This window comes from Peribacillus sp. NPDC101480, assembly GCF_050277335.1.
In the GTDB taxonomy this organism is placed as follows: domain Bacteria; phylum Bacillota; class Bacilli; order Bacillales; family DSM-1321; genus Peribacillus.
The window spans coordinates 355,431-379,722 of sequence record NZ_JBNNSB010000002.1; the positions used below are offsets into that span (position 1 = coordinate 355,431).

Below are 24,292 nucleotides of genomic sequence, written 5' to 3' on the forward strand. Positions count from 1 at the left end.
TAATCCCCTATATTTTTCCTTCAATAAGAGTGGCTATTCATTAAAGGCGTTTGATAAGGTTTTACTTCTTTTTATCTCGAATTAATATATCTTAACTTAAAGATAATTTATCATGAATGCCATTCACTGTCAACAATATAATCTCAAATTAATATATCTTGAAATCAAAATAATTTCAGGCAAAAAAAAACCACTGTCAATTTTCCTTAAGTAAAGACCATTCAGTATTTGTGTTAATGTCTATAGCTATAAATAGCGGCAAAGAAAATCAATCAATTCTTTGGCAAAAATGAAGTAAAAATATTAATGTGTTACCATACGAAAGCCCCCACCATAAAACAAAATCTTTAGGTGAGGGCTATTTCGTTTTGGTTACTTATTTTACGTGATGCAAATCCGCTTGTTTTCCGGATGAAGAGTTTGTGCCATCATTTTCTTTTGACTTCTTAGAGGAAAGATAAACTCCTGCGAAAATAATCAGCAGGCCAATAATTACATTGGGATTAATCGCTTCTCCCAGCAGGACATACCCCCAAACCATAGCGGTTGCAGGAATAAGGTATGTAACAGATGCGGCTAACTCAGGGCTGCCATTTTTATTGATGTAGAAATAGATCAGCTGGCCGACCCCAGAGCCAAAGCACCCAAGACCGACTATGGCGAAAATCGTCAGCGGTTCCATCAACATCACTGGCTTTATCGGCTCTGTTATTAGCATCCCGATCAAACCGATAACGGCACCCGTGAGAAGCGTAAACGTCGTAATGACCAATATGCTGGTACTGGAAAGAAATCTTTTCGTAAAATGACCGGCAAAACCATAACAGATGGACGCTAGCAGCATTGTCCCAATCCCAATGAATTCCTTTCCGAAAAGCTGACCGATTTGAAAATCCATCAATACAAGAATTCCGAAGAAGCCAATTAAAATGCCCATCCATTGTCGGGCGGTTAGTATGTATGAAAAAATGATAAATCCGATGATCCCCGTCCAGATGGGAGTGGTTGCATTTAGAATCGATGCCGTGCTGCTGTTAATCTCTGTTTCACTTAAAGGTATTAATCCCCATGCTAATCCGCAATTGAAGATTCCGACAACGACCAGTGCTTTCCACGGCAATTTCCAGTTGATTTCCCTGCGCTTCCACCATAAAATGGGAAGCAGAACAACAGCACCCGCCAAACAGCGGAGAAATACAATCCCCCAAATGCCCGCAGGCGGTAGCAGCCACTTCATAAAAACAAACGATAAACCCCATATCAAACTAAGGCCGATTAAAGCCCCGTATAATCGAAACATGATGTTCCCCCTTGCTACTTTCAATGTTTGCCAATCACTGTATTGCGTTCAACATTTAAAAATTCACAATCTTTATTGCTAATATATTGAATTTTTACGTGACTATCGACATTTCCCCTTTACCTAGAACACTTTACCATATAATACCACGCAATTTATTCAATATATATTTTCAATTGAACATTCCCTGAAAATCACTGAGCTTTATATGGCTTCTCTATCATAATCCAACGGGTTTTTTTTTCACTATAAATGATTTATTTAGCGCAAAAAAAAGCCTGGCAACCTTTTTTATAGTTGCTAGACTTAAGTTTATTTTAAGATCACTCCCAATATAAACAACAATTTAAACGGATGCGCATGGTTCGTTCCCGATCATTTAATAGGCAGCCAGGTCACGCAGTGCCTTTTCCACTTTTTCTGGATTCACCATGAATGATTTCTCTAATGATGGTGAATATGGCATTGCTGGAACATCCGGACCCGCGAGTCTCATGATTGGGGCATCAAGATCGAAAAGGCAGTTTTCTGCAATGATCGCCGATACTTCACTAATGATGCTCCCTTCCTTATTATCTTCAGTAATTAATAGGACTTTTCCCGTTTTAGATGCAGCTTCCATAATGGCTTCTTGATCTAATGGATAAACGGTTCGTAAATCAAGTATATGAACAGATATGCCATCACTGGCCAGCTTTTCAGCTGCCTGAAGCGCAAAATGAACACAAAGGCCGTAAGTAATCACTGTAACGTCCTCGCCTTCACGTTTTATATCCGCTTTACCAATGGGTAAAACATAATCATCATTCGGCACTTCTTCTTTAATTAGGCGATAGGCTCGCTTATGTTCAAAGAAGAGGACCGGGTCATCATCACGAATGGCTGCTTTCAATAAACCTTTCACGTCATAGGGTGTAGAGGGCATGACAATTTTAAGTCCCGGTTGATTGGCAAAAATGGCTTCAACGGATTGTGAATGGTATAACGCCCCATGTACGCCCCCACCATATGGAGCTCTGATGACGATGGGGCAATGCCAGTCATTATTGGAGCGATAACGGATTTTTGCAGCTTCTGAAATGATTTGGTTGATTGCAGGCATGATAAAATCAGCGAACTGCATTTCCGCAATCGGCCTCATTCCATACATGGCCGCGCCGATGCCAACTCCTGCGATTGCGGATTCAGCAAGCGGTGTATCAATGACACGCTGTTCACCGAATTGTTCGTATAACCCTGAGGTCGCTTTAAAAACGCCGCCTTTTATCCCTACGTCCTCACCTAATACAAATACACGGGAATCACGTTCCATTTCTTCCCGCATCGCCATTATCACCGCATCTATATAAGATATCACTGCCATTTTCTTTCCTCCTTACCTTTCTGCGTAAACATATTTTGAGAGCGTGTCTTCATTTGCAAATGGAGCATTTTCCGCATAATCCGTCGCTTCGTTCACAACTTTCATTATTTCCTCGTTCATTTGTTTCTCCATGAGATCATCCATTATTCCTGTTGCTTTTAAATAGGCGCCAAAAGTAATGATCGAATCTATTTTTTTTGCCTCCGATACTTCATCAGGCGACCTGTATTGACTATCATCATCATCGCTTGAGTGTGGTGTAAGCCTGTATGAAACCGTTTCGATTAAGCTTGGGCCTTCACCGCGCCTTCCTCTCTCAGCCGCTTCTTTCACCACCCGGTATACTTCGATCGGATCATTTCCATCAACCGTCACCCCTGGCATTCCATAACCAATGGCCCTGTCGGACACTTTTCCGCAAGCCAATTGCTTTTCAATAGGGACGGAAATGGCATACTGATTATTCTCGCACATCAAGATAACCGGAAGTTTATGTACACCTGCAAAATTCGCTCCTTCATGGAAGTCACCTTGGTTTGATGAACCCTCTCCGAATGTAACGAATGAAACAATATCTTTTCCTTCCATTTTGGCAGCGAGCGCAATCCCCACTGCATGTGGCACTTGAGTGGTAACTGGCGAAGATCCCGTCACGATGCGATTCTTTTTTTGCCCAAAATGTCCAGGCATTTGACGCCCGCCTGAATTAGGATCTTCTGCTTTGGCAAAACTGGATAACATTAAATCCCTGGCGGTCATCCCAAACGCGAGCACCACTCCGAGATCCCGATAATAAGGAAGTACATAATCCTTTTCACGATTCAATGCAAATGCAGCCCCCACTTGAGCTGCTTCTTGCCCTTGACAAGAAACGACAAATGGAATTTTTCCAGATCTGTTCAACAGCCACATACGTTCATCAATTCGTCTTGCCAACAACATAACTCTATACATCTCAAGCACCTGCTCATCACTCAGACCTGCCTTTAGATGACGATTTTTATCCATATCTCATCATCCCTCCCAATACCTAATAATTAATACATTTCCCTGTTTTAATGGGGCCCTGTATCACAAATACCAATCTTTCTAATTAGCTGTTTGTTTGTCTCGCAAACTTAAATCCTGTTATGTATCTACGGAAGAAAAATTCTTATATGTATACATGCGCTTTCCACTTAACACCCGTACATTCTCATTTGCGTTATCATCTAGTATTATTACCTGGTACTAACTCAATATTATCCTAACACTTTTCATCTCACATTTTCAAGTTAATTTCACTTTGTATGGGTTGTTTTCACGCGAAAGCCTTACCTGACTTGAAAACTCATTTCAATACATGCACCAAACACTAAACACTGGGGAGTTGAAGTTATTTTTTTGTTGACTAAGACGATATATAGCTGTAAATTAAATTGATTCATAAAATTAAATGTTCGTAATGGAACAGTTCAAAACAGAAAGAATGGTGAAGCTGAATGGAGAATGAAAAACAATTAATGCGTTCCGTACAACTATTGCGTTCATTTTGGAACGTGCAGAAAAATATAATGCGATTCGTTCAAAAGACTGCCGCAGAAAATGGATTAACAGTTCCTCAATATTCCATTTTGATGACCATTACCCTTTACAAAGAGACCACTCAAAAAAATGTCGGGGAGAAAACATTTCTTCCAAAAAGCACCTTGAGCCAAGCGGTCGATGGTCTCGTTCGCGCAGGCATGCTCCATCGAGAGCATGTGGAGGGCAATCGGCGTGAGATTCAGTTGTCAATCACAGATCAGGGAAAAGATTTATTAAAAACGATTCATTTTCACGAAGGAAGCATTCACCAAGTCTTTCAAATGGCCATTGAAATGCTTTCTGAAGAACAGTTTGAAGAGTTGCTAGAAACACATCTTCAAATTACAAACTTTTTAGAAGCACAAGCAACCGAACAGGGAGAGTGTACAAAATGATAAAAATACTGAAAAATTTATCCGTTTATAAGTGGATTATTTCAGCAGTTATCGGTCTGGTTTTTATTCAGTCCATGTCCGACCTCTTTCTGCCTACACTAATGGCCGATATTATTGACAAAGGCGTCGTTCGAGGAGACACTCCTTATATTTGGAAAATCGGTGGTTTGATGCTTTTGGTTTCCGCACTTGGCGCATGTGCATCCATAATCGCAAGCTATTATTCGTCCAAAGCGGCAATGGGGATGGGACGCGATCTCCGCCTGAGAGTCTTTAATCATGTTGAAAAATTTTCGTTACAAGAATTTGATGAAGTCGGTACGGCGTCATTGATTACAAGGACGACCAATGATATAACACAAGTCCAGCAAGTGGTTATCATGATGCTTCGTATGGTTATCAGTGCACCCATCATGTTAATCGGCGGAGTGATCATGGCTGTATCCATGGATGCAAAATTATCCCTTGTCATTGTTGTCACAATGCCTTTGTTGATTGGCTCGATCTTGCTTATTCTATATAAAGGTGTCCCTCTCTTTCAAACGGTGCAAAAACGATTAGACCGGTTGAACCTTGTATTACGGGAAAATTTAACTGGTATTCGCGTCATTCGTGCCTTCAATCGTGAAACACAAGAGAAAGAACGTCTAAAGAAAGCGAATAAGGAATTGACGGATGTCTCAATCAAAGTCAATAAAATCATGGCCTTCATGATGCCTGTAATGATGCTTGTAATGAACTTGACGGTTGTCGGTATCATTTGGTTTGGTGGAGTTCGTATTGATAACGGTGGTATGCAGATCGGGGACTTAATGGCATTTATCCAATATGTTATGCAAATCATGTTCGCTCTCGTTATGGCATCCATGATGTTCGTTATGGTTCCACGAGCGGCCGTGTCGGCAACAAGGATAAACGAAGTCCTTGACATGAAACCATCATTCCTGGATGAGGGTACAGAAAAGGCAGATCGTGTACACGGTACTCTTGAATTTGAACATGTGACGTTCAGTTACCCAGGAGCAGAAGAACCTGCATTATCGGATATTAGTTTTACTGCAAGTCCAGGTGAAATCACCGCAATAATTGGTGGAACAGGTTCAGGGAAAACGACGCTCGTCAATTTGATCCCTCGCTTCTATGATATTTCAAGTGGAACGATTCGCGTCAATGGTGTTGATATTCGTAAGTCATCACAAGATGAAGTTCGTTCAAAAATTGGCTTTGTACCACAAAAGGCCTTCCTCTTTACAGGTACTATCGCTGAAAACATTCGCTTTGGAAAACAAACAGCCACACAAGATGAAGTTGAGCATGCGGCTCGGATCGCGCAAGCGGAAGATTTTATCAGCAACATGAAAGGCGGCTATGAGGCAGAAATCGATCAAGGCGGTTCAAACCTATCAGGGGGGCAAAAACAACGGCTTTCGATTGCACGGGCACTAATTCGAAAACCGGATATATATATATTCGACGATAGTTTTTCTGCACTTGACTACAAGACGGATGCCAACCTTCGCGCAGCCCTGAAAGATGAAACGAAAAATTCGACGGTACTACTCGTTGCACAGCGTGTCAGTACGGTCGTGGACGCTGACCGAATCATCGTGTTGGACGAAGGCCGCATTGTAGGTATGGGAACACACCAAGAGTTGCTTAGTACAAACGACATTTACCGTGAAATCGCCTTATCACAGCTCACAGAGGAGGAAATCGCATGAGTAATCAAAAAAAACCTCAAGGCGGCGGTCAGGTTGGGCATGGTCCTGGTGGCGGTAACATGATGATGATGGGTCAAAAAGCAAAAGATTTTAAAGGAACTCTAAAACGTCTATTAACCTATTTAAAACCGCGGCGCAACAAATTGATTTCCGTGTTTTTCGCTGCAATCATGAGTACGATTTTTATGATTGTTGGACCAAAGATCATGGGAAATGCAATTACAGAATTATTCGAAGGAGCTTACGGGAAATTCCAGGGAATACCAGGAGCAGCTATTAACTTTGATAAAATTGGCCAGATCCTTCTACTCCTTGCCGGACTTTATGCTTTAAGCAGCCTTTTCAACTATGTACAACAATACATTATGTCAAGTGTTGCTCAAGAAACGGTATATGATCTTCGACAAGATGTGAACGAAAAGCTCGAGAAACTTCCACTCAAATATTTTGAAGGACGTCCAAACGGAGAAACACTTAGCCGAATGACAAATGATATTGATACAATCGGTAGCACCCTTCAGCAAAGCTTAACGCAGTTCATCACATCAATCGTAACGATTTTGGGGATTATCATCATGATGCTTTCGATAAGCCCGTTATTGACATTAATCTCGATAGTCAGCTTACCTTTGTCAATATTTGCAATCCGGCCTATTTTAAAAAGATCCCAAAAATATTTTGCCGATCAACAGCGTAAACTCGGACAATTAAATGGTCACATTGAAGAGATATATACCGGCCATCAAGTCGTTAAAGCATTCGGATATGAAAAAAAGGCGAGTGCCCAGTTTACTGCGGTTAATGAAGAATTGTATAAAGCGGGGAGCAAAGCCCAGTTTATATCGGGTATCATCATGCCCATAATGTTCTTTATCGGAAATTTGAGCTATGTCCTCATCAGCGTTGTCGGGGGAATATTAGTAACGCAACGTTCGATTTCAATTGGTGACATTCAAGCATTCATCACTTATTCAAAGCAGTTCACCCAGCCAATCACACAAACGGCTAACATCGCTAACATTATTCAGTCGACGGTGGCAGCAGCTGAGCGTGTTTTTGAACTACTAGATGAAGAAGAGGAAATGAAAGAACAAACCACAGCTAAAATTAAAAGGGCAAATGGTGCTGTCTCTTTCGAACATGTGGACTTTGGATATGGGGAAGAAATGTTAATTGAAGATATGAACATCGATGTCTTGCCTGGACAGACGGTCGCAATTGTTGGACCGACTGGTGCTGGAAAAACAACTATGATAAATCTATTGATGAGATTTTATGAACTCAATGGCGGAAAAATTAATATTGATGGTCTTGATACACGGAATATGTCACGGAATGATCTTCGAAAGAATTTTGGAATGGTACTTCAAGATACCTGGCTCTTTAATGGTACGATTAAAGAAAATATCGCTTATGGCAAAAATGGAGCAACTGATGAAGAAATTTTTGCAGCTGCTCGAACGGCACATGCCGACCATTTCATTCGGACACTGCCAGATGGTTATGAGACAATCTTAAACGAAGAAGCTTCGAACATCTCACAAGGCCAAAAGCAGCTTTTGACAATCGCCCGAGCGGTTCTAGCAGATCCACCAATCATGATATTGGATGAAGCGACGTCTAGTGTGGACACTCGGACAGAAGTCTTTATCCAAAAGGCCATGAACCGACTCATGGAAGGACGAACTAGCTTTGTCATTGCCCATCGCCTCTCAACAATTAAGGATGCAGATTTGATTCTTGTTATGGATCAAGGGAAAGTGATAGAGAAGGGAACGCATTCAGACCTTTTAAGGGAGAATGGTTTCTATGCAGAACTATACAATAGTCAGTTCACTGAAAATGTAGCTGGATAATTAGAAAGAGGCTCATTTCCCAATCGGAATCGAGCCTCTCTTTATAAAATTCTTATCCAATACCATTCCATTCATTAATCTGTAATAACTTATAAGCCGTATCAATACCCCCTTTTATTGCCCTTTTTCACAAATTCCCAATCTACCTCAATATTTTTTCTGACCCTTTGAAGAAGATGAAACATCGTTTCCGTCTCTTCCAAAGAAAATCCCGATAATGCAACCTTGTCGGTGTACTCTCCTTCTTTTTTCAAAAAGGGATAAACCTTCTCACCTTTATCGGTAGCATATAACTTTTTAATTTTTTTGTTTTCCTCATCATTTTTCTTTTCAATAAACCCTTGAATTTCAAGTTTTTTAATGGCCCGAGCTGCTGTCGTCCGGTCAACCTTAATCATCTCTGCTAACTTTTCCTGAATGATTCCTGGATTTTCACATATTCGAACAAGATACAAATACTGCCCTTTTGTTAGGTCAAATTCTTTAAATTCGATATTACTTATAGAGTCCAATGCCCTTGCTATCATTCCAATTTCACGGAGTATTTCCTTCATTCAAAAAGCCCCTGACTTTTTTTGTTGTATTTACAACAAAATTAATTTCGTATATACTATAAAAAAGTTATACATATATTATGACTTGTCTTACTGAATAAATCTAGAAAAGGGATGAAGAACATTGGATTCAAAGAGAATAACTACAGAAAGTGATTTAAAAGTAGCCTTTCAAATCAGAAAAGAGGTATTTGTTCAGGAACAAGGCTTCGCTTTAGAAAGTGAATTTGATGAATACGATACACTTAATGCTTTATCTGAACACATATTAGTCTATTATAATGAAAAACCAGTCGGAACTGGTAGGTTAAGAGTTGTTGATGGTTTAGGAAAATTGGAGAGAATTTGCATCTTAGAGCCCTACCGTAAGTTTGGTCTTGGAAAAATAATAATTAAAACGTTAGAAGAAATCGCAAAGAAAAAGGAAATATCCCAGGTGAAATTACATGGGCAAACACAGGCAGAGGGTTTTTATAAAAAACTCGGCTATCAGACTTCATCCGATGTCTTTATGGAAGATGGCGGTCCACATCTTTTAATGATAAAAAGAATTAATGAATGAAAAGTGTGCTAAATGTGGGTAAAACAAACATTAACCTAATTTGATGGGGATCATATTATTTACACTTGGATGTTCTTTAACCATAAAATATACTTACGTTGATCAATTTGTAAATATAAAAAAAGACTATTTTTAGTCTTCTCAAACTGTAGACAAACTCGATGAAAATCAAGTTTGTCTACAGTTTTATGTGTTTGTAAAACCGGGGCCTCCTCGGCGCCTTTGCGCCTGCTGGGTCTCCCCTTTGACGCGCTTTTCCCGCAGGAGTCTCGCACACCTGCTCCATTTAATATGGGTCTAGGTCAATTGTTTTCTACATAATTGGTACTAGTTAATTTTTAAACAAAGAAAAAAAGCTGATGTATCAGTCTTTTCAGGTGTAGTCATCTCGCACTGTCTTTGTCATTTTACCTCTTTCTTTATTACACCGTCTGTTTAGGATTCCCTTCTGCAAATAGATATCAAGTTAAAAACCTTCCTTAAAAGGATGGTTTTTAATTTAAATATTAAATCGCTTTGCACGCAACGATTTCATTAGCTTTTCATAAGTCTTAAAATAAAAGGCAGCGGTGTTAAGAATAAGCACGAACAAAAGACAAAGCCATTTATAACACGAAAGTTATATATGGCTTTGTCTTTTTTACATAACGGGTGCTTTTTCATGAACAAGCGGGTGAAGGGCCTGCGTTTCATCAATGTAAACAAACGCATCATATCTATCTGACATTACAGAAGGTACATAGTTTCCGTATTGTTCATATTCCGGTCGGTATACAACTCCGATAGCCCGATGTCCAATTCTATCTTGGAATAGCTGACGATTTTCATCGGTGAAAATGAGCAACTTATCATACGCGCCTGAAAGGTGCATAGCCTCCTCCCAACTTCCATTCATAGCCGGTGGTACTGTTTTTATTTCAAAATCCTTGCCCCATTCATCTGCTGCAATAACGGTTCCCCTATAGGTTCCGAAACCTGTGATAAATACATCTTCAGTTGAGTTTTGTTCACGAATGACCTGCCCGACGTTAATCATCCCGGAATCTCTCATATCTGTAGCGCTGGCATCGCCAACATGGGTATTATGTTCCCATACAATCGCCTTGCCATCAGAACCGTAAAAATCCATAATTTCATTAAGCGCATCCACCATATGCATATCTCGAATATTCCATGATTTATCATCATGAACCACCATCGTCCTGTAATAATTTTCTGCATTATACGCTACCAATGCATTCACTTGAAGGTTTAAATTCAATTCTTCATGATGAGGGTATTTTTCTTTTTTTCGTTGAATAGTCGTCAGCAATTTGGCAACCTCATCTATACAGTCTTCTGAAAAAATGCCTGCGGAAACTGCGTACTCCTCATTATTCCGATTGAATGGCTCAAAACATGTGAACGCCTGTCTGGCAGCCTCGAGGTCAAGTGAATCAATTTGTTTTAAGTAATGGATAACTTCATCCATGGATTCCCAAAGACTATAGATATCTATCCCATAAAATCCAACTTTCGTTTGATTTTGTCCGGACTCATTGTATTCTTTCATCCATTCAATCAGGTCGATCATTTCCTCGTTTGCCCACATCCATGTCGGCCAGCGGTTAAAACCTTTAAGCACATCCCTTGCCGATTTAGTCACTAGGTCATAGCCTTTAACATACCTATTGATTGCCTGGCATGCGGGCCAATCGCCTTCAACGGCTACAAAGGTGAACCCTTTTTCTTGAATCAGTTTTTTTGTAATTTCAACTCGGGCCGTGTAAAACTCGGATGTTCCATGTGATGCCTCACCCAGCAAAACAAATTTGGATTTATTGACTTGTTCTACGAGTTTATCCCAATCCGCTTCACTTTTAAGCATGACTGATTGTTCAATTATTGACTGAACCAGATTATGATGCACTGTTTTTCCTCCTTGTTCTCTTACGAACATTATCGTTTATACTCAGCATTGTAAGAATTTGAACCTGCGTGAACGGAAAGTAAAGTATCAGCGTATCCCACGAGACGATTTATAAGTTCATCACAAATAGAGTAAACCAGCTGAAAGTTTTTCACCTCAAATAAAACAGGGTCATCCAGAATGACCGTCGTGTTAATGAACATATCTTTGTTTCCATATAGATTGTAGTGAACTATAGCCTTTCCAGCAGCTCCTCCAGTAACTGGATCATTAAAGCCGGGAATGAAAACAAACCATTCTTCAGCAGTAGCAGACCTGAAATTTTTTGTGAAAGACATTCGCTCGGTTACCGTCATGATCTTTTTTAACTCTTCCGGATTCATATCCTTGATCTTGTTCATCCCATTGCCACCTTAACACCTGTTAATAATCTTCCGTTATATATTTTCCTTAAGTGACCCATCCTATAAATATTATTATAAAATGGTGACCTTCTCCGAAAAAAGCAAGTCAGAACCCCCTAGGTCGGAAATTAAGCAGGCTGTTATTAAATGCCGATAATCATGGAACTGCTGCATATAAAAATTATTATTGGGGTATCAAAAGAGGGAAGATAAAATCCTGGATTGGGTTGGACTGGTCTGGAGTGGAGGAGTTGCTCATGGAAAAGATGAATCGGGGAATTTTAACGGCGCTTTCGGCGATCGGCATTGCGCAAGGACTGAAAATTTTAACGCATTATAAGCTGACGGGAAAGTGGGACTTGAAGCAGGCTTTCACAACAGGTGGCATGCCTAGTTCGCACTCTGCCGGTGTGGCCGCACTGGCATCCTATGTGGCAGCTAATAAAGGATGGCTGCATACGGAAACAGCTCTTGCGACAGTGTTTGGCGTGATTGTGATGTATGATGCTCAGGGGATTCGGCGCCATACAGGTGAAATTGCTAAGCTTGTGAATGATCTTGAAGATAATATGGCGAAATTTTCGGGAGAGTTTCCGAGCTTTGAGTTTGTGGAGCGTGAGAAGGAACTGAATGAACTGCTCGGACATCAGCCTGTGGAAGTGGGGGCAGGTGCGTTGCTTGGAGTGGTACTTGGGCTTATCTCAGCTAAATTGGAGGATGACAAGCCCTCAAAAACCAAACGGCTGAAAACGTTGGGCAAGCATAGATATTCTAGATCTTGAAATAAGGTATGTAATTTGATCATAACAATAGATTATATTAAAACATGCCTATGTTATAAACATAGACAAACTCTCCATTAAAAGTCGTATCATAGTATATACTGGTAGGATTTATAATAACCTAAGCCTCTCTACTTCTTAGAAAGGCTTAGGTTATATCATGTCCCCAAAATCAATTCTTCCGGGACATTTTCATTGCGAATGAGTACATATCAGATCGGAATAATCCTTTGTAATACTCTACTAAATTACCATCAGAATCAAAAATCATTCGTTCTGTAATCAACAAGCACATCGTTTCGGCTATACCTAAATGTTCTGCATCTTCTTTTGTTGGAAAGCCGCAGGTTATGATTTGTTCCGCCTCACAAAAGTCAATGTTTAGATCACCTTCGAGTGCATCATACAATACGGTTGTACTTAAATCGAATTTCGTCAATTTTTTTCCTAGGTCCAAAGAATAATAATGCAATTCAATGGCTATGGGGACATCTCCCTGTAACCGCAGCCTTTTAATATGGTAAGATTCATCTTCGAACCCATTTGCATCAGCAATATTTTCAGGTGTCATTACACGGCCATGATCTAGTAATTTAATTCCCATGCTTTTAGTGGTTTCAGTGAAACTTATCATCTTTAGCCATTCTTGTACAGGTTTAAGGGAAACGAACGTTCCCTTTCCATGCCTCTTTTCCAATATTCCCTCACGAACCAGGATGGATACGGCTTCCCGTACAGTACTCCTGCTGACAGAATACATATCCATGAGTTCCCTTTCACTAGGGATTTTGTCTTTATAATAACCTTCCAAAATCTGATTTTCCAATATGGTTTTCAATTGAGCATGCAAAGGGATTGGATTTTTAAAGTCTAACTCCATAAAATTTCCTCCAAACAGAAAAATCGTAATGTTCGTATCAGTTCTTATATTTCTTATATTGTAAACCAAATAGTTATAATATTCAAACATGTCAACACTTATTTTTTTCCTTAAATTAGGATTTTATCAAATTTCCACTCCTACATTTCCAAAAACGTTTTCTTCGAACGAATAAAAAAAACCTGAATAGATTAATATATTCAGGGCTATCCATATGCATTATTCATCACATTTTCAGGCTTATCTAACTGGGACATCAATGGAAAGCTTATATATTAAACGATAAAGTACGAGATGATGGAAAGCAGCAAAGAGGTAATGGTCATGGCTAAAAGAGGACGCATGGCTTTTGTCCGCAGTGCCTGCAGGCTTACATTCAGTCCAAGACCGATCATGGCCATTGTCAATATAAATGTAGTCGTTTTGGAAATGCCATCCATTACAAGAGGAGACACCGTAATATAAGTTCCAAACACATAACTTCCTATTAAACTCATGATTATAAAACCAACGAGGAACCATGGAAAATCGATTTTAGCATCATGGCCCATCTTCCCGGATGTGCGTTTTTTCATCCAATACATAAAAATGAAACATAATGGGATAAGTAAAAAGACACGGCCTAATTTTGCGAGTAGTGCAATCGCTAGCGCATCTTCACCAGCCGGTGCTCCTGCCAATGCAACATGGGCGATTTCATGAAGGCTGATCCCAGACCAGATTCCATAATCCAAAGCAGACAGCGGAAGAATCGGACGTAAAAGGGTATATATAATCGAGAAAAGTGTTCCCATTAAAGCGATTATCCCAACGCCGATGGCTGTATCCTCTTCCTTCGCTTTCACGATTGGAGATATGGCCGCGATGGCTGCTGCCCCGCATATACCGGTTCCTACAGCAAGAAGAAGCGAAATGGAAGCATCTGCCTTAAACCACTTTGCAATCAGGACCATCACGACTATGGCAAATGTTACTGTCCCTATGTCACGTACCAACAATGGCAGTCCTTGATTGAAAATAACATCGATATTTAATTTCAACCCGTATAAAATGATGGCAAAACGCAAAAGTTTTTTTGCGGAAAATTCAATTCCCGTCCGGAACTTTTCTGGATATCCCGCAATTTGACGATAAATCACGGCAATGATGATCGAGCATGCAAGAGGGCCGATTCGATTGAATCCCGAAATCTTGGACAGCCCCAAGCCTAAGAGGGCAATAAAAAAGGTGAAAGCGATACCGCTCAGCCACAAAAGCACCTTATTTTGAAGCGGTTTTTGCTGTGCCTGAGGTATTTCTTCCAGTGGCTCATATTTTTCTAATTCCATACATTCCTTCCCCCTTTCCAGATAAACTAATGCCCAAATTACGAATCATCCCAACCTTTCAATCGATTGAAAAAAATCGATTTCTTCTATATTGGTAGGCGAATTCCCTTTGATAAAATACTCGGATTCCTTTAAAAAAGGCAAGCTTGGATTTTGATTCCCCCATAATTCAGGAACTGCTAGAGTCTGGGAGCGATGGGCCCTTAAGGCACGGATCTTTTTCTGTAAAGTCCCTGCTATATCCACTTCTGTAATCCTGCTCAGCCCGTATTCCTTAAACCATTCATCATAAAAAGCATGCCAAAGGACAAAGTACAGACTATGAACCTTAAAAGCTGGAAATACTGGATCTGGATAAAAATCGGGATCACCGGAATTTAGATAAGCAAATCCGGCAGCACGGCCAATCGCACAATGGTCTGGATGCCCCCCATATTTCTCATGGAATGTTACTAGTGCCTCTGGCTGAACTTCACGTATCACCTTTACGATTCTCTCCGCCAATAGATCGAAGCTCTCAAATTCTATCGTTTTATCCCTCACGTTTAAAAATCGCAGGTCGCTGATCCCCAATTCTTCACAAGCGTTTTTTAACTCCTTTACCCTTAGTCCAGGCAATGCCTCCCTTGTTGTAAGAATGGGATTTCCCATGCGCCTGCCCATTTCGCCTTTTGTCGCACATAGTAAGGTTATATGAACACCTTGCTCAGACATTTTAGCAATGGTTCCGCCACACAGGAATGACTCATCATCGGGATGTGCCAGAACCACCAATAATCTTTGTTGTGATTGCATATTTCCTCCTACTCCGGATTCTCCAGTTTTCCCACACTGTTAGACCCAATATGAAAAAATGGACATGGATGTCAAAGCTGCTAGACATATCATGCCCATCTTCATTTTTCGTCTATAAATATAGCACCCTAAAGTTAATCATCTTTTTTGTTAGCATAATTCATATAAAACGGATTTAACGGTTTCTATGACAAAGCGTAAATCTTCAACGGTCGAAGATAAAGGCGGCGCAATGATCAGTACATTACCATATCCAGGAACTGTATCACCATTCCGGCCGATGATAAGGCCCTTTTCCTTGCAAGCCCCGATTATTTTACCCATGAACTCATCGGAAACTGGTGTTTTTGCCTTTTTATCTTCCACTAATTCAATGCCGTATAAAAACCCTACTCCCCGAACTTCCCCTACTTTATCAAGGGCTGTCAATTCAAATAGCTCACTTAGTGTCGACTCACTAAGTTCAGATACTCGCTGAACGATTTTTTCATTTTCCAAGATTTCAATGTTCTTAAGGGCAACTGCGCAAGATGCAGGGTGACCTCCATATGTTGACACATGCCTGAAATGATTTAAATTTCCGTTCTCTTTGAATTTCTCATAAATCCTTGAATTCACTGCCGTTGCTCCAAGTGGAAGATAACCGCTGGTCAAACCCTTTGCCATTGTTACAATATCCGGTTGAACGCCATCGGAGTGCATGAACCCAAACATTTTTCCGGTTCTTCCAAAACCTGAAACCACTTCATCCACAATTAAAAGAACATCATGCTTCTTACAGATTTCCGAAACCCTCGTTAAGTATTCTTTTGAAGGAATAAGGACCCCGCCACCAGAGATGAATGGTTCAAGAATAACACCCGCTACCGTTTCAGCTCCTTCAAAATTAATGACCTGATCGATATATTCAGCTGCAAGCAAATCGGAGTTTTCAACGTTTTCCCCAAATGGGCTTCGATAATTGTACGGCGGTGGCACATGCAGGAAACCTGGAACCGCCGGATCATATTTCACTCTCCGGTTTGCCTGTGCGGTCGCGCTTAGCGCGCCAAAAGTATTGCCATGATAAGCTCTATACCTAGAGATGAATTTGTATTTACCCTGATTGCCATTTTGGGAATGATATTGCCTGGCTATTTTAAAAGCTGTCTCATTCGCCTCAGAGCCGCTGTTCGTAAAAAACGTTGTATAGGAGCCCTTTAAATGCTCACTTATTTTTGCAGATAATTCGATTGCCGGCTTATGGCTTAACGTTAAAGGGAAGTAAGATAAGTTAACCATTTGTTCATACGCTGCCTGGGCAATCTCTTTTCTTCCATGACCCAGGTTCAAGCACCACAAACCGGAAACCCCATCTAAATATTTATCCCCTTTAGCATCTGTGAACCATGAGCCGGAGCCTTCTGTAGCCATCATGGGAGAATCCTTTTCATTATAGCGATGCATCGCATGCCATAAATGGTCTTTATCCATTTGAACAAGGTCTTTCGTTTCAGTTTCCATCTTCACTTTTGAAACCCCCTTATTATTCATCGAATGCAATTAAGTTGAGTTCCCATGTTGTTACTGACCTTTATAGAGCGAATGGGTGATGGTGCAATGACCCAAAATTCAAGTCATCGCACCTGTCATATCACTCTAGTTTCATACCATTATTTATCCCAGTTTTTATGATCTAAATGAGAATACTTTTCTAATAATCTAGTAGGCATTTTTAATGCATCTTTTCTAAATGGCGGAGCTAATTGTGTTCCATCTACTTGTATATCAATGACAGTCGGTTTATTTGATTTTATTGCTTCTTCAATGACAGCCCCTAACTCGTCAGCTTTTTCGACTCTTATACCAACAGCACCCATTGATCGGGCAACTTCTGCGAAATCAGGATTTTGGATATCCGCCCCTACAAAACGGTTATTATAAAAATCGACCTGATTCTTTTTCTCTGCACACCATGCATTATTATTGAAGACACATGCTATGACCGGTATATTTTCTTCAACGGCCGTACTCACTTCATGTAAGCTCATGCCCCACGCTCCATCTCCAACAATGGCTAAAACAGGCGTATTCGGCTCAGCTAACTTGGCACCAAGTGCGGATGGGTAAGCAAATCCCGTGTTCCCGAATGTAAGCGCTGCGATATGCCTGCGGCTCTGGTTGAACTTTAAGTAAGCGTTTGCAGTTGACGATACATTACCGATATCTGTAGTAACGATGGCATTTTCAGGCAACACTTTAGTCAATTCCAATAGGGCTCGACGCGGATTGATTGGCGTTCCATCGATCATCGCAAGTCTCACCAATTCTTCTTCCCATTTTTGTTTTTCATTCGTTACTTCGACCATCCGCTTTTTTTCTTGTTTCAGGTTAGGTTTACTAGCCTTCAACCGTTTCAAGATTTCATGGCTAGCTTCACGGGCATCTCCGATGATCCCAACTTCCACAGGGTGCGTCCTCGCTATTTGCCTCGGGTTAATATCTATTTGGATGATTTGTGCATCTTTAGGGAAATAATCAATGTCATAGCATGGTAGCGTTCCAAATACCGATAATCTAGTACCGACCGCCAATATGACGTCCGCCTTCTTAAGTGTATTCATGGCAGCCTTTGAACCCATGTAACCGATTGGACCGACTGATAATGGATGATCAGCAGGAAAGGCATCATTATGCATATAGGAGACAGCTACTGGAGCTGTTAAATATTCTGCAATATTCTTAATTTCTTCAATGCCATCCGAATCAACTGTTCCCCTACCGGAAATGATGACAGGATACTCAGCTTCAGCTAAAATTTCCGCTGCTCTATCCAATGATGCAGATGATCCGCATCCCCGTTCATCTACGCGATATTGATGTGGTTGAAGTATTTGATCTTCCACTTCACCATAGAAGTAATCACGGGGAATATCGAATAAAACCGGCCCCCTCTCGGCATAGGCAATCCGAAATGCTGTCCTGAGGCAATCAGCGACCCGGCCAGGGTGTGTCACTCTAACCGTTTCTTTCGTGATTGCCTTGAAGATGGAAACCTGATCACATTCTTGAAAACCATCCCATCCTACCGTTGGTGTACCAGCTGAAGGTGATATGACCACCATAGGAGTATGAGCTTGATTGGCCGCTGCAACAGAGGTGACCATATTCGTCATTCCAGGCCCGTTTTGCCCGATGACAACTCCTGCAACCCCGGAGACACGACAATATGCATCTTCCATATGTGCTGCACTTTGTTCATGGCGGACACCAATGAAACGAATGCCTGCAGTTGGCAATAAATCAAGCATATCCATGAAAGCAGATCCCAGAATTCCCGAGATATGTTTAACTCCCTCGGCCACTAATGTCTCAACGATGGCTTCACTTGGTGTCATTTTAACTTTCGTACCTCTTAACATTTTTGTTTCGACCATAGCACATTCTCCTTAATTATAGTTATTTCTGATAATGACGTTGCGACGTCCGTACCAGTTATAAGATGTATAATACTACCATTGGATGAAACAGTCAATAAATAAATTGAATATTTTGAATTTATTTAAAGTATCTTACCATTATAGTCACTAACTCATATATAAGATTCTTTTTAACCAATGAATGTATCCTTTTTTTCTGTCAATCTGTAGTTGATCCTATCGATGATTTCCAATAAATCACCTATTTCATCAATTACGAAATCGGCACCTGCATTCCAAAAACGATTTTCTGCATGCTTCATCCGTTTTTGCAGATCATATGGGTCCATTTCGTTGATTTCTGCTTCTGAAAGGCCGATTTCACTGCCGCCCTTCAATACGGCAACAGTCCACATTCCCGCAGAAATGCCTTCTTTGATGTTACTGATCGTATCGCCGACTTTAACGATTTTGCTGAGTGGATACACTTGGAGATTCATCGCCGTCTTAAAGCACATCCATGGGGCAGGCCTTCCTGCCGGCACTTCGGTAGACGCAACGATGGAATCTGGTTGATAGCCCCATTTTTCTGCCTCTTCTTTAACAACATCAATCATTTCACGAGTATACCCTGTTGTCGAACCGATTTTTATTCCTTGCTGCCTTAAACGGCCAACTAATTCAATTACGCCTGGTATTGGCTTGGCGTTCTCCTTGAGAACCTTAAAAAGCAAAGCCTCAAAGTCCTTATTTAATGATTTTAGATCTCTTTCGTCCGGTTCTTTCCCGAATTTAGCAATCCATAAATTGGAGATTCGTTTCATTTTCAGGAGTTCCATTATATGATCCATTTTCAATAAACCCATAGGTTCCCTTGCTTCCCTAATGGTAATATCTATCCCCCTTATCCTGAATATCTCGACAAATGCTTGGACCGGCGCAAAACAACCATAATCCACCGTCGTTCCTGCCCAATCAAATATGACTGCCTGAACCTCTTTGCATTCTTTTGCATTTTCCAATCTATGCTCCCCTCCTTATCCTTACCTCCTCAAAAATCACCAAACATGCTAAACCCGGCTATAGAAAAAATTCAGTTAACTTCTTCCAAAAATAACTGAAGATCTTTTTTAGTAGCTTCAGAGAGTCGTTTCATCTTTTCAAGGTCCTTATCCGGATTCCCTGACTCCCCAATTAATGGGTAAAGGTTTTTCTCAATCCGTTCATACCAATTTGGGTAATCATCCTCCACTTGCTTTTCTATCGAATCCCAATTAGAACTGATCTCTTTTCCCAATTCTTGAATTTTCTCTGAATCCGCCTCCATACTTATTTCAGAATCCAATCCTTTTATGGATCGAATCACATCGCCGACACCATTTTTAATAACCTGGGTTTCACCCGTATTTGAATCGGGATTTTCATTCATGACTGGACTATTTTCCTGTTGAGCCTCGTCCGGTTCAGCCGAATTGTTGCAGCCTGACAGCAATATGGCTCCAAGGACAGCCCCATAAGTTATTACACGGAAACCATTCAATATAATCCCTCCTTCATGATTTAAAGGACAGATGGCACCAAGCACTTAATGGCACAACTCTCTTTTTCTATGGGAATCATATTCTAGCTGATTAGTGATTGAAGAATTCTGTCTGAGGAGTTCCTTAGAAGCAAAAGAAGAATTGCCTTATAATGTATAGAGCCAAAGCTATAACTTTTCAGAATTAGGGGAACCAGAAACAATATTCAATTCATTCTCCATGGACTTCGCTTTTTTTCTTCGAATGAAAAAGAATGAACAGATAACGATCAAGCTAAATAGCATGGTAAAGATAAACTGTGGGCGCTGCGAATCGATAAAGGCCATTAATATCAACACGGAGATCATGGAAATTATGGTTGCATAAGTCAAATATGGGAATAACCACATCTTGATCTTGAAAATTCCGGGATTCTCTTTCTCCATTCTCTTCCTTAATCGGAGATGGGAAACCGCAATGGCCAGATAAACAAGAATTCCGACTCCACCTGAGGAATTCACTAAAAAGAAAAAGATTTTATCAGGTGAAACATAACTGAAAATGGTGCTGATAAAGGCAAATAAAGTAGAGCCGACTACAGCAAATATAGGAACGCCGTTCTTGCTCACTTTTGAAAATACCTTTGGAGCGTCGCCCTTTTGTGCAAGTGAAAATAACATTCGTGAACTCGTATATAATCCCGAATTCAAACAGGATAGCAATGCAATGAGAATCACTATATTCATGATCGGTGCAGCAGAAGGGATACCCAATAATTCAAGGACGGCAACAAATGGACTTTTCAGCAGAGAAGCCGAATTCCAGGGTAATAGCGTCACTAGTATCGCGATGGATCCAATATAGAAAATCAGGATTCGCCAAACGACACTATTCAATGCACTTCTAACTGATTTTACCGGATCACTGGTCTCACCCGCGGCAATCGCTGGAATCTCCACTCCAACAAATGCATGAAAAACAATGGCAACGCCAACAAGCACAGAACTTAGCCCGTTCGGAATAAAACCGCCAAAATTTAAAAGATTCGAAGTGCCAGGTGGTTTTATCGTTGGGATAAACCCTAATATCACTGCCACACCCAGGCACAAAAATAGTATGATACTGATTATTTTAATGATTGAAAACCAGTATTCGAATTCACCAAACGATTTTACGGAAAAAATATTCGTCATTTTCAATAGGATGATCAATGATAGACTTATGACCCAGACGGGGACGGAAGGAAGCCAGCTGTGTATGATTGCTGCTCCAGCAGTTGCTTCCAAAGCAATTACGATAACCCAAAAGAACCAATATAACCAACCTGTTGTAAAACCGGCCCATTCACCTATCCCCTCTCTTGCATAAACGGCAAAAGATCCAGTATTGGGATTAACTGTGGCCATTTCCCCAAGCATCCTCATGACTAAAACAACGATCAAGCCCGCCAAAACATATGATAATATCGCCCCGGGGCCCGTTTGACCAATTATGATACCGCTTCCTACGAATAAACCAGCGCCTATGACTCCACTCAAAGATATCATCGTTAAATGTCTTTGTTTCAGACCTGGTTTCAGTTCTTCCTGTTGATGTTTCATACCCTCACCCAACTTTCAATATTTTGGGGAATCAACTAACATAATCGCTACTTGAATGTAAAAACAGGGCTTTTCTATCGCCTGTTCTTTACAATTTCACAAAGATAGTGGGAACTTGGAAACATGGCATTTTAAAAACAACACAGGAGATGACTATGAAATTAAGATTCTATATCACTGTTCCTCCTTCCTTAGTGCTATTTTGAAATTCGAAGCAGATATAACATCACTACGTCATGATGTTAGTACCACTTTCTATGTGTATAATACACTCTCATTTTTTTAAAGTCAATTTAAAAATCAGAATATTTAGATAACAAAATGAAAATTATTAAATACAACAAACGGTCTCCAGTTAGTCGGCAATTTTTTCATTTTAATTCTTTAACCTTGGAGGTTTCATCCCACACACTTTCCACTGCTGACTTTACGGCCTTCTGCTTTCTATCCAGCATTTTCTTTAGAAGAAATGAAAAAAACAATGTAAACGCTATTCCCTTAACAATCGAAGTAAAGCCGTAAACAAGAAGGCCCAGTATGAGTACTATAAGATTAATGATCCTGATTGTCACTGCAATATCAATTTTTTCATTTTTATGATGCAAAATTAAGGCTATCACGTCAAAACCAACAGTGGAGGCATTTGCTGTTATACATAAATAATATCCTATCGCTATCAAAATCGACGAAATGATAATCACTAATGCGATATTCATATCGAAATTAATCTTCAATGAATAAAAAAAATTAAAAAAAACCATATAGCTAAGGGAACTTACGATCGACTTAAAAAAGTACTCTTTCCCTAGAAAAACTAAACAAATGATTAACAGTAGCCCTGTAACGAAATTGGCTAGCATGGCAATGTTATAACCCGATAATGCATTCAATAATAATGCCGAACTAGTTACCCCACCATTGATAATTTCATTTGGAACGATTAAATAAGCATAGGCAAAGGTCATGGAAATGTTTCCTGCGATGATTTTCATCAAATCCTTCATAAACTTCTCACCATCCCATTTGTTTTTTGATAATGCTTTCCCCCCTAAATATATATTTATACTTGAACCATAAGATACACATTCATCTCTTACACCAATTTGTTCGACCCTTATCCCTTTCGATATTTTTTGAATGATTTTACGTAGGGTGCATATTTTTGTTCAAGTGATTAGAAGAATTCGCTAACCAGAATCCTCTCTCCTTCTAATAAATAAAATAAAACATCCCCCTTAAAAGTTGAAGATTTCCTTGTTCACCACAACACCATTTAGACATTGTAGAGGTTCTGTACAAAGTTATCTGAATGAATGAACTAAATTTCCACAGGTAGTACATCGAGAAGTCATCTTATAATGCTCGCTTCAATGGACATAGTTCGAAGATGACACCAACAAAATCCTAACAAAATAGATAGGAAAAGCATTAATGTAAGGAGGCAAATGAAAAGAAAATTTCCCGATTATTTCCAACAAATATTATTCCGCAATAAAAAAGTTGAGGGATATGCCCCTCAACTTTTTAGTGTTCCACTAACTATTTCCTAAGAAATGATTTATTCAATAGGTCGTGATTATCATTTTCATGTTACAGGTAATGCTGACTCATCTTTCATAAGCCTTTTTCGATAAACCATATTGGACAGCTGTACACTCACTTCATAAAGCACAAGCAAAGGGACGATAACCAAAATGTCCGAAATTATATCTGGAGGCGTAATCAGGATCGAGATTATGACCAGGACGAAATAAGAAATCTTACGAGACTTTTTCAACACGGCTGGATTGATGATCCCTAATCTGGTCAGGAACATGACCACAAGCGGCATCTCGAATAAAATTCCGAAAGGTAAGATCAAATTAATCATGAACCGAAAGTACTTTTCCGCAGTGAACATCATCTCGAACTGCCCGGCCGATAGGGAAGTGAGGAAACCCAACACTATTGGAAACAATACAAAATATCCAAATGAGATACCTGTGATGAATAAAATGAACAGCCCAGGTATGAAACGAAATGTAACTCTTCTTTCTTCCGGTTTCAAAGCTGGAGCCACAAAGCGCCATAACTGATAGGCTGCCAGCGGAATCGTTGCAGCTATTGCGCAAACCCCAGCGATTATCATATAAACCCATAGGATCTCACTCGGACCGAGCACGGCAAGCTTTCCTTCCAAATCCTTAATGAGCAGTTCATAAATATCCTGTACGAATATGAAACTCACTATGAAAAAAGCCACAAAACCTATCAGTGTTTTAATGATTCTGCTTCGGAGTTCCTCCATATGCTCAATAACGTGTAAATCCTTACTCTCCACTTTCACTCCTCCTTCTAAGACATTTTCTTGCACTATAG

Annotated in this window: 21 protein-coding genes; 5 read left to right on the top strand and 16 right to left on the bottom strand. The window is 40.1% G+C overall.

The genetic code is table 11. The features are described 5' to 3' along the window. Positions 1 to 376: 376 nt before the first annotated feature. From ACQKMF_RS09295 to ACQKMF_RS09305, 3 genes are all read right to left on the bottom strand, one after another. On the bottom strand, positions 377 to 1,300 hold the full coding sequence (locus ACQKMF_RS09295) for a DMT family transporter (protein WP_427572740.1): 924 nt from the start codon (positions 1,298 to 1,300) through the stop codon (positions 377 to 379). 379 nt (positions 1,301 to 1,679) lie between these two features. Then, entirely contained in the window at positions 1,680 to 2,663 is a 984-nt protein-coding gene (locus tag ACQKMF_RS09300; protein ID WP_402942307.1) for an alpha-ketoacid dehydrogenase subunit beta, read from the bottom strand. Positions 2,664 to 2,675: 12 nt separating this feature from the next. After that, the gene (locus ACQKMF_RS09305) at positions 2,676 to 3,671 is read right to left on the bottom strand and encodes a thiamine pyrophosphate-dependent dehydrogenase E1 component subunit alpha (RefSeq protein WP_101221809.1); all 996 of its coding nucleotides are present in this window, start codon (positions 3,669 to 3,671) and stop codon (positions 2,676 to 2,678) included. 473 nt (positions 3,672 to 4,144) lie between these two features. Between ACQKMF_RS09305 and ACQKMF_RS09310 the strand changes: the two genes are divergently transcribed. From ACQKMF_RS09310 to ACQKMF_RS09320, 3 genes are read left to right on the top strand one after another with little or no spacing between them, the layout of a single operon-like run. Next, positions 4,145 to 4,624: a MarR family winged helix-turn-helix transcriptional regulator gene (locus tag ACQKMF_RS09310; RefSeq protein WP_101221808.1), complete on the top strand. Its 480-nt coding sequence runs from the start codon at positions 4,145 to 4,147 to the stop codon at positions 4,622 to 4,624. Next, complete coding sequence (locus tag ACQKMF_RS09315; RefSeq protein ID WP_427572743.1) at positions 4,621 to 6,345, top strand: ABC transporter ATP-binding protein; 1,725 nt, start codon at positions 4,621 to 4,623, stop codon at positions 6,343 to 6,345. Before ACQKMF_RS09310 ends, ACQKMF_RS09315 begins: the two co-directional genes overlap by 4 nt. Further along, positions 6,342 to 8,201 (top strand): ABC transporter ATP-binding protein, encoded by a 1,860-nt coding sequence (locus tag ACQKMF_RS09320; protein ID WP_402942303.1) that lies wholly within the window; start codon positions 6,342 to 6,344, stop codon positions 8,199 to 8,201. Before ACQKMF_RS09315 ends, ACQKMF_RS09320 begins: the two co-directional genes overlap by 4 nt. Before the next feature lie 101 nt (positions 8,202 to 8,302). On the opposite strand, the gene ACQKMF_RS09325 is transcribed toward ACQKMF_RS09320, so the two are convergent. Further along, a complete protein-coding gene (locus ACQKMF_RS09325) occupies positions 8,303 to 8,755 on the bottom strand; it encodes a MarR family winged helix-turn-helix transcriptional regulator (RefSeq protein ID WP_063233436.1) in 453 nt (150 codons plus the stop codon). 124 nt (positions 8,756 to 8,879) lie between these two features. Between ACQKMF_RS09325 and ACQKMF_RS09330 the strand changes: the two genes are divergently transcribed. Then, on the top strand, positions 8,880 to 9,317 hold the full coding sequence (locus ACQKMF_RS09330) for a GNAT family N-acetyltransferase (RefSeq protein WP_260357442.1): 438 nt from the start codon (positions 8,880 to 8,882) through the stop codon (positions 9,315 to 9,317). 640 nt (positions 9,318 to 9,957) lie between these two features. Here ACQKMF_RS09330 and ACQKMF_RS09335 read toward each other — a convergent pair. Continuing rightward, a complete protein-coding gene (locus ACQKMF_RS09335) occupies positions 9,958 to 11,226 on the bottom strand; it encodes an erythromycin esterase family protein (protein ID WP_427572747.1) in 1,269 nt (422 codons plus the stop codon). 29 nt (positions 11,227 to 11,255) lie between these two features. Next, positions 11,256 to 11,627: a hypothetical protein gene (locus ACQKMF_RS09340; protein WP_397314672.1), complete on the bottom strand. Its 372-nt coding sequence runs from the start codon at positions 11,625 to 11,627 to the stop codon at positions 11,256 to 11,258. 260 nt (positions 11,628 to 11,887) lie between these two features. Here ACQKMF_RS09340 and ACQKMF_RS09345 point away from each other — a divergent pair, with 260 nt between their 5' ends. Further along, positions 11,888 to 12,412, top strand: a complete 525-nt coding sequence (locus tag ACQKMF_RS09345) for a divergent PAP2 family protein (RefSeq protein ID WP_230176586.1) — start codon at positions 11,888 to 11,890, stop codon at positions 12,410 to 12,412. A gap of 172 nt (positions 12,413 to 12,584) precedes the next feature. Here the strand turns inward: ACQKMF_RS09345 and ACQKMF_RS09350 are convergent, their stop codons facing one another. From ACQKMF_RS09350 to tatC, 10 genes are all read right to left on the bottom strand, one after another. Next, positions 12,585 to 13,292, bottom strand: coding sequence for a GntR family transcriptional regulator (locus tag ACQKMF_RS09350; protein ID WP_101221797.1), 708 nt, complete (start codon positions 13,290 to 13,292; stop codon positions 12,585 to 12,587). 275 nt (positions 13,293 to 13,567) lie between these two features. Next, positions 13,568 to 14,620 carry a YeiH family protein gene (locus ACQKMF_RS09355; RefSeq protein ID WP_101221796.1) on the bottom strand — a complete coding sequence of 351 codons (1,053 nt, stop codon included), beginning with the start codon at positions 14,618 to 14,620 and terminating at the stop codon, positions 13,568 to 13,570. Positions 14,621 to 14,665: 45 nt separating this feature from the next. Next, complete coding sequence (locus ACQKMF_RS09360) at positions 14,666 to 15,415, bottom strand: PIG-L family deacetylase (protein ID WP_402942296.1); 750 nt, start codon at positions 15,413 to 15,415, stop codon at positions 14,666 to 14,668. A 150-nt stretch (positions 15,416 to 15,565) separates the two neighbouring features. Continuing rightward, entirely contained in the window at positions 15,566 to 16,918 is a 1,353-nt protein-coding gene (locus ACQKMF_RS09365; RefSeq protein WP_402942972.1) for an aminotransferase, read from the bottom strand. A gap of 149 nt (positions 16,919 to 17,067) precedes the next feature. Beyond that, entirely contained in the window at positions 17,068 to 18,831 is a 1,764-nt protein-coding gene (gene xsc / locus ACQKMF_RS09370) for a sulfoacetaldehyde acetyltransferase (protein ID WP_101221794.1), read from the bottom strand. A gap of 173 nt (positions 18,832 to 19,004) precedes the next feature. Then, positions 19,005 to 19,835 (bottom strand): phosphonoacetaldehyde hydrolase, encoded by an 831-nt coding sequence (gene phnX, locus ACQKMF_RS09375; protein WP_427572751.1) that lies wholly within the window; start codon positions 19,833 to 19,835, stop codon positions 19,005 to 19,007. Positions 19,836 to 19,906: 71 nt separating this feature from the next. After that, positions 19,907 to 20,353: a hypothetical protein gene (locus ACQKMF_RS09380; RefSeq protein ID WP_402942291.1), complete on the bottom strand. Its 447-nt coding sequence runs from the start codon at positions 20,351 to 20,353 to the stop codon at positions 19,907 to 19,909. Positions 20,354 to 20,521: 168 nt separating this feature from the next. After that, positions 20,522 to 21,934: an amino acid permease gene (locus tag ACQKMF_RS09385; RefSeq protein ID WP_427572753.1), complete on the bottom strand. Its 1,413-nt coding sequence runs from the start codon at positions 21,932 to 21,934 to the stop codon at positions 20,522 to 20,524. A 371-nt stretch (positions 21,935 to 22,305) separates the two neighbouring features. Then, positions 22,306 to 22,938: a YitT family protein gene (locus ACQKMF_RS09390; RefSeq protein ID WP_402942289.1), complete on the bottom strand. Its 633-nt coding sequence runs from the start codon at positions 22,936 to 22,938 to the stop codon at positions 22,306 to 22,308. Positions 22,939 to 23,519: 581 nt separating this feature from the next. Next, positions 23,520 to 24,221, bottom strand: coding sequence for a twin-arginine translocase subunit TatC (gene tatC, locus ACQKMF_RS09395; protein ID WP_402903739.1), 702 nt, complete (start codon positions 24,219 to 24,221; stop codon positions 23,520 to 23,522). Between the last annotated feature and the right edge of the window lie 71 nt (positions 24,222 to 24,292).

What these genes read in the sequence shown, in the direction of transcription:
- ACQKMF_RS09365 (WP_402942972.1), bottom strand. Translation starts at nt 16,918, where the DNA reads ATGGAAACTGAAACGAAAGACCTTGTTCAAATGGATAAAGACCATTTA.
- ACQKMF_RS09295 (WP_427572740.1), bottom strand. Translation starts at nt 1,300, where the DNA reads ATGTTTCGATTATACGGGGCTTTAATCGGCCTTAGTTTGATATGGGGT.
- ACQKMF_RS09355 (WP_101221796.1), bottom strand. Translation starts at nt 14,620, where the DNA reads ATGGAATTAGAAAAATATGAGCCACTGGAAGAAATACCTCAGGCACAG.
- ACQKMF_RS09315 (WP_427572743.1), top strand. Translation starts at nt 4,621, where the DNA reads ATGATAAAAATACTGAAAAATTTATCCGTTTATAAGTGGATTATTTCA.
- ACQKMF_RS09310 (WP_101221808.1), top strand. Translation starts at nt 4,145, where the DNA reads ATGGAGAATGAAAAACAATTAATGCGTTCCGTACAACTATTGCGTTCA.
- ACQKMF_RS09320 (WP_402942303.1), top strand. Translation starts at nt 6,342, where the DNA reads ATGAGTAATCAAAAAAAACCTCAAGGCGGCGGTCAGGTTGGGCATGGT.
- ACQKMF_RS09350 (WP_101221797.1), bottom strand. Translation starts at nt 13,292, where the DNA reads ATGGAGTTAGACTTTAAAAATCCAATCCCTTTGCATGCTCAATTGAAA.
- xsc (WP_101221794.1), bottom strand. Translation starts at nt 18,831, where the DNA reads ATGGTCGAAACAAAAATGTTAAGAGGTACGAAAGTTAAAATGACACCA.
- ACQKMF_RS09340 (WP_397314672.1), bottom strand. Translation starts at nt 11,627, where the DNA reads ATGAACAAGATCAAGGATATGAATCCGGAAGAGTTAAAAAAGATCATG.
- ACQKMF_RS09345 (WP_230176586.1), top strand. Translation starts at nt 11,888, where the DNA reads ATGGAAAAGATGAATCGGGGAATTTTAACGGCGCTTTCGGCGATCGGC.
- ACQKMF_RS09305 (WP_101221809.1), bottom strand. Translation starts at nt 3,671, where the DNA reads ATGGATAAAAATCGTCATCTAAAGGCAGGTCTGAGTGATGAGCAGGTG.
- ACQKMF_RS09385 (WP_427572753.1), bottom strand. Translation starts at nt 21,934, where the DNA reads ATGAAACATCAACAGGAAGAACTGAAACCAGGTCTGAAACAAAGACAT.
- ACQKMF_RS09300 (WP_402942307.1), bottom strand. Translation starts at nt 2,663, where the DNA reads ATGGCAGTGATATCTTATATAGATGCGGTGATAATGGCGATGCGGGAA.
- tatC (WP_402903739.1), bottom strand. Translation starts at nt 24,221, where the DNA reads ATGGAGGAACTCCGAAGCAGAATCATTAAAACACTGATAGGTTTTGTG.
- ACQKMF_RS09325 (WP_063233436.1), bottom strand. Translation starts at nt 8,755, where the DNA reads ATGAAGGAAATACTCCGTGAAATTGGAATGATAGCAAGGGCATTGGAC.
- ACQKMF_RS09390 (WP_402942289.1), bottom strand. Translation starts at nt 22,938, where the DNA reads ATGAAGGATTTGATGAAAATCATCGCAGGAAACATTTCCATGACCTTT.
- ACQKMF_RS09360 (WP_402942296.1), bottom strand. Translation starts at nt 15,415, where the DNA reads ATGCAATCACAACAAAGATTATTGGTGGTTCTGGCACATCCCGATGAT.